This is a genomic window from Geomonas sp., from assembly GCF_035254065.1.
In the GTDB taxonomy this organism is placed as follows: Bacteria; Desulfobacterota; Desulfuromonadia; order Geobacterales; family Geobacteraceae; genus Geomonas.
This window is the reverse complement of record NZ_DATFBA010000117.1, coordinates 1-3,455: the sequence shown is the minus strand read 5'-3', so window position 1 is coordinate 3,455 and position 3,455 is coordinate 1. Positions and strand designations below refer to the sequence as shown.

General features: G+C 59.0%; 5 protein-coding genes and 1 tRNA gene. 4 read left to right on the top strand and 2 right to left on the bottom strand.

What is annotated here, in order from left to right; genetic code table 11:
• Nucleotides 1-257, bottom strand: a 257-nt coding sequence (locus tag VJ604_RS05950) for a cupin domain-containing protein (RefSeq protein WP_324080627.1), incomplete at its 3' end; no start/stop codon positions are given.
• A 103-nt stretch (nucleotides 258-360) separates the two neighbouring features.
• Between VJ604_RS05950 and VJ604_RS05945 the strand changes: the two genes are divergently transcribed.
• Entirely contained in the window at nucleotides 361-1,440 is a 1,080-nt protein-coding gene (locus tag VJ604_RS05945) for a ribonuclease Z (RefSeq protein ID WP_324080624.1), read from the top strand.
• A gap of 191 nt (nucleotides 1,441-1,631) precedes the next feature.
• A complete protein-coding gene (locus VJ604_RS05940) occupies nucleotides 1,632-1,994 on the top strand; it encodes a translation initiation factor Sui1 (protein ID WP_324080622.1) in 363 nt (120 codons plus the stop codon).
• A gap of 2 nt (nucleotides 1,995-1,996) precedes the next feature.
• Here the strand turns inward: VJ604_RS05940 and yaaA are convergent, their stop codons facing one another.
• A complete protein-coding gene (gene yaaA, locus VJ604_RS05935; RefSeq protein ID WP_324080620.1) occupies nucleotides 1,997-2,194 on the bottom strand; it encodes a S4 domain-containing protein YaaA in 198 nt (65 codons plus the stop codon).
• Between the two features lie 314 nt (nucleotides 2,195-2,508).
• Here yaaA and VJ604_RS05930 point away from each other — a divergent pair, with 314 nt between their 5' ends.
• A complete protein-coding gene (locus VJ604_RS05930; protein WP_324080619.1) occupies nucleotides 2,509-3,072 on the top strand; it encodes an elongation factor P in 564 nt (187 codons plus the stop codon).
• A 172-nt stretch (nucleotides 3,073-3,244) separates the two neighbouring features.
• Nucleotides 3,245-3,320 (top strand) — tRNA-Phe (locus VJ604_RS05925).
• Nucleotides 3,321-3,455: the final 135 nt, after the last annotated feature.

Below are 3,455 nucleotides of genomic sequence, written 5' to 3'. Positions count from 1 at the left end.
ACGATGATCTCCCCGGCCGACACCTTGTGGACCGTCCCTTCGATATTGACCTCCGCCTCGCCATCCAGGATCTGCACGAAGGCATCGTAGGGGGCGGTATGCTCACTCAATCCCTCTCCCGCGTCGAAGGCGAAGACAGTGATGGTGCCGACCGGCTTGTCCACCACCGCCCTGCTCACCACCGATCCTTCCTGGTACCCGGCCAGATTGGCAACGTTCATTTTTTCTCCAAGTGCCACACCCTTCTTCTCTGCCATAGCTCTCTCCTTGTCTGGAATAACATTCTCTCTGACAGAAACTCTAACCCCCTCAGCCAGTCTTTCAATTGATGCAGGTCAACTGAATGGTAAAATGTAGCGCATGCCCAAACCTTTCCGCTATCTCGAACCCACGTTCTTTGCAGGTCTGTTCGACGACCCCCTGCTGCTGGTCAGGACCCGCCCCCTCAGCCGGGCCATCCTCTTCGACTGCGGCAAGGTGCACCACCTCGCCAAAAGGGTCTACACCTCCATCGACGCCATCTTCATAAGCCACGCCCACATGGACCACTTCATGGGGATGGACAGCGTGATCCGCCACAGCCACGCCTCCCCGCGCACCATCGACGTTTTCGGCCCGCCCGGCCTCTCCGCCCGGATGGCCAACAAGTTCGCCTGCTACGACTGGAACCTGGCCGACACCTTCTGGGGAAACTTCCGGGTCGGCGAGATCTGCGAGGACCAAGTCACCAGCACCCTCTTCAGCGGCCCCGACGCCTTCCAGGCACAACCCGAAGGAGAGCGCGACGGCGAGCTCTATGGGAATCATTACTTGTCGGTGAGGAGCGTTGCCTGCGAACACAGGATACCGGTCTTATCGTACCGGGTCGATGAGGGAGCAGCCTTCCTGGTGGACGATGAGCGGATGGCTGCGGAGGGCATTGTGAAGGGAGAGTGGCTAAAGGAACTGGAGCGGCTGTTCCATGCCGGTGAGTTGGAGGGAAGTGCCATCTCCTACCAGGCGATGTTGGGAGAGGGAGTCGAGGAGCGATTCACACCAAACGCCGCTGCGCTTTATGGGCGCATCATGAAACAGGAAACGCCGGCCAGCATCGGTTACATGACCGACGTGGGATTTTCCGACGAGAACCTGGAAAAACTGGTGGCGCTTCACGAGGGAGTTACCCTGCTGATCTGCGAGTGCGCCTTCCTGGCCGCCGAGCAGCGCAAAGCCCACCTGTCCCGGCACATGTGCACCACTGACCTGAACATCCTGCTCGACCGCCTGCGCCCGCGCTACGTGCTCCCCATGCATCTATCGAAGATCTACCAGAAAAACAGCGCCCCGCTCTACCAGGAGATCGAGCCGCCGCCCGGCGTCACCGTCCTGAAGATCCCCGACCGCCTCACCCCGCGCCCGATGATGGAAAGCGAGGTCCCCAAGCCCGTTGAATTGAAGTAAAAACATTGCCAGGGCAGACGGAGTGGAAGACACAACATCAGGAGGAAGGAAACCTCAGCGTCCCCCCCTTGTTAAAGGGGGGACAGGGGGGATTTGCAGTTTGAGTGGTAGATTACTCTTTCATCCTGTTCATCCCTGTTAAATAAGCCTTTGGCCTTTCCTGCCGCCCATTTTTCTGCTACAAAAGCCGTATGAAAAAGCCTTCTTCAAGCGATGCTCCCGTAGTTTATTCCTCCGAATTCGGCAGAATGTGTCCCGCCTGCGGCAAGCCCGTCAAAGAGTGCATCTGCCGGAAATCATCCGCTCCCGCCGGCGACGGCGTGGTGAGAATCCGGCGCGAAAGCAAAGGGCGCGGCGGCAAGACCGTCATGGTCATCAGCGGACTACCGCTCGATGCCGATGCCCTCACTGCATTGGCAGGAGAACTGAAACGCCGCTGCGGCTGCGGCGGCACCGCCAAGGACGGCATCATCGAGATCCAGGGCGATCACGGCGAACTGCTGCTGGCGGAACTCGCTAAGCGCGGCTACAAGGCCAAGCGCGCCGGCGGCTGAAGCTATTCCACCAGGAATTCGTTGCCGTCCAACTCCACCCGGTCGCCGGGACGCAGTTTCCTCCCCCGGCGCAGTTCAACCTCACCATTCACCGAAACCATTCCTTCTGAGATGATGATCTTGGCCTCCCCCCCCGAACTGACCGCGTCAACCGCCTTAAGAAAACTGTCCAGCTTGATAAACTCCGACTCGATCTTCACACATCCTCCGCTAACGTTTACTTAATTCCCCCGAAAAAACCGTCCCCTCTGATCCGGCCACCACTCACCAATAATGGCAGCTCAACGTCCCCCCCTTGACAAAGGGGGGACAGGGGGGATTTGCCTTTCGCTTTTCCTTCCCAACCACAACAGTACCGCCCCCACATGAGACGCTCCCCCGTCCCCTCCCCTTCAAGGTGAAGCTTGCCTGCCGTAGCCTCGGCTGAGCTTGCCCGCCGTAGCCTCGGCGTAGGCGGGTTGAACTTATCACACTTTTCTGCTAAAAAGAGATATTTCGGCAAAGGAGAACCTTCATGTACACCACAAACGACTTTAAAAAAGGCCTGGTCATCCAGCTTGACGGCGCCCCCTGCGTTATCGTAGATGTGAGCTTCCAGTCCCCCTCCGCCCGTGGCGCCAACACCATGGTGAAGACCAAGTACCGCAACCTGATCACCGCCCAGGTGCTGGAGAAGACCTTCCGCTCCGGCGACAAGGTAGACGAGGCAGACTTCGAGCGGCACAAGGGACAGTTCCTTTATGCAGACGGCGGCCGCGGCGTCTTCATGGACCTGGAAACCTACGAGCAGTTCGAGATGGAGGAGGACGCCTTCGCCGGACTCGCTCCGTTTCTGCTGGACGGCACCGAAGTCCAGCTCGGCATCTTCCAGGAGCGGATGGTGAGCGTCGACCTCCCGCTTACCGTTGAACTGACCGTCACCGAGACGGCCCCGGCCCTGAAGAACGCCACCGCCACCGCTCAGACCAAGGAAGCCATCCTGGAAACCGGCCACAAACTGCAGGTGCCGCCCTACCTGGAAGCCGGCGAGAAGATCAAAGTCGACACCCGCGACGGCCGCTTCATCTCCCGCGCGTAATGCCTCAGCACATAGCAACCTCTCTCCAGCTCACCCTCTCCCGAAGGGGGAGGGCCGGGGAGGGGGAGCACTGTCCCCTATCAGTTCCAGCTCCCCCAGATGCACAGAAAACCCACCCAGCCCAAAAAATGATTGACACCAACCGACAACTCAGCTATAAAGTTGGTCTCTTGCCCAGGTAGCTCAGTCGGTAGAGCAGAGGATTGAAAATCCTCGTGTCGGCGGTTCGATTCCGTCCCTGGGCACCATCAGAAAAGCCGAAGGCCTTGCGATACCGACCGCAAGGCCTTTTTTAGTTCCTGATCAAGATCCCTCCACCTTCCTCCAATCGTTCCCCTTTGTGTCTAATTTCAACAAGTCAAGCCTGACCCCACCGCCTAGCC

What these genes read in the sequence shown, in the direction of transcription:
- VJ604_RS05945 (WP_324080624.1), top strand. Translation starts at nt 361, where the DNA reads ATGCCCAAACCTTTCCGCTATCTCGAACCCACGTTCTTTGCAGGTCTG.
- VJ604_RS05940 (WP_324080622.1), top strand. Translation starts at nt 1,632, where the DNA reads ATGAAAAAGCCTTCTTCAAGCGATGCTCCCGTAGTTTATTCCTCCGAA.
- VJ604_RS05930 (WP_324080619.1), top strand. Translation starts at nt 2,509, where the DNA reads ATGTACACCACAAACGACTTTAAAAAAGGCCTGGTCATCCAGCTTGAC.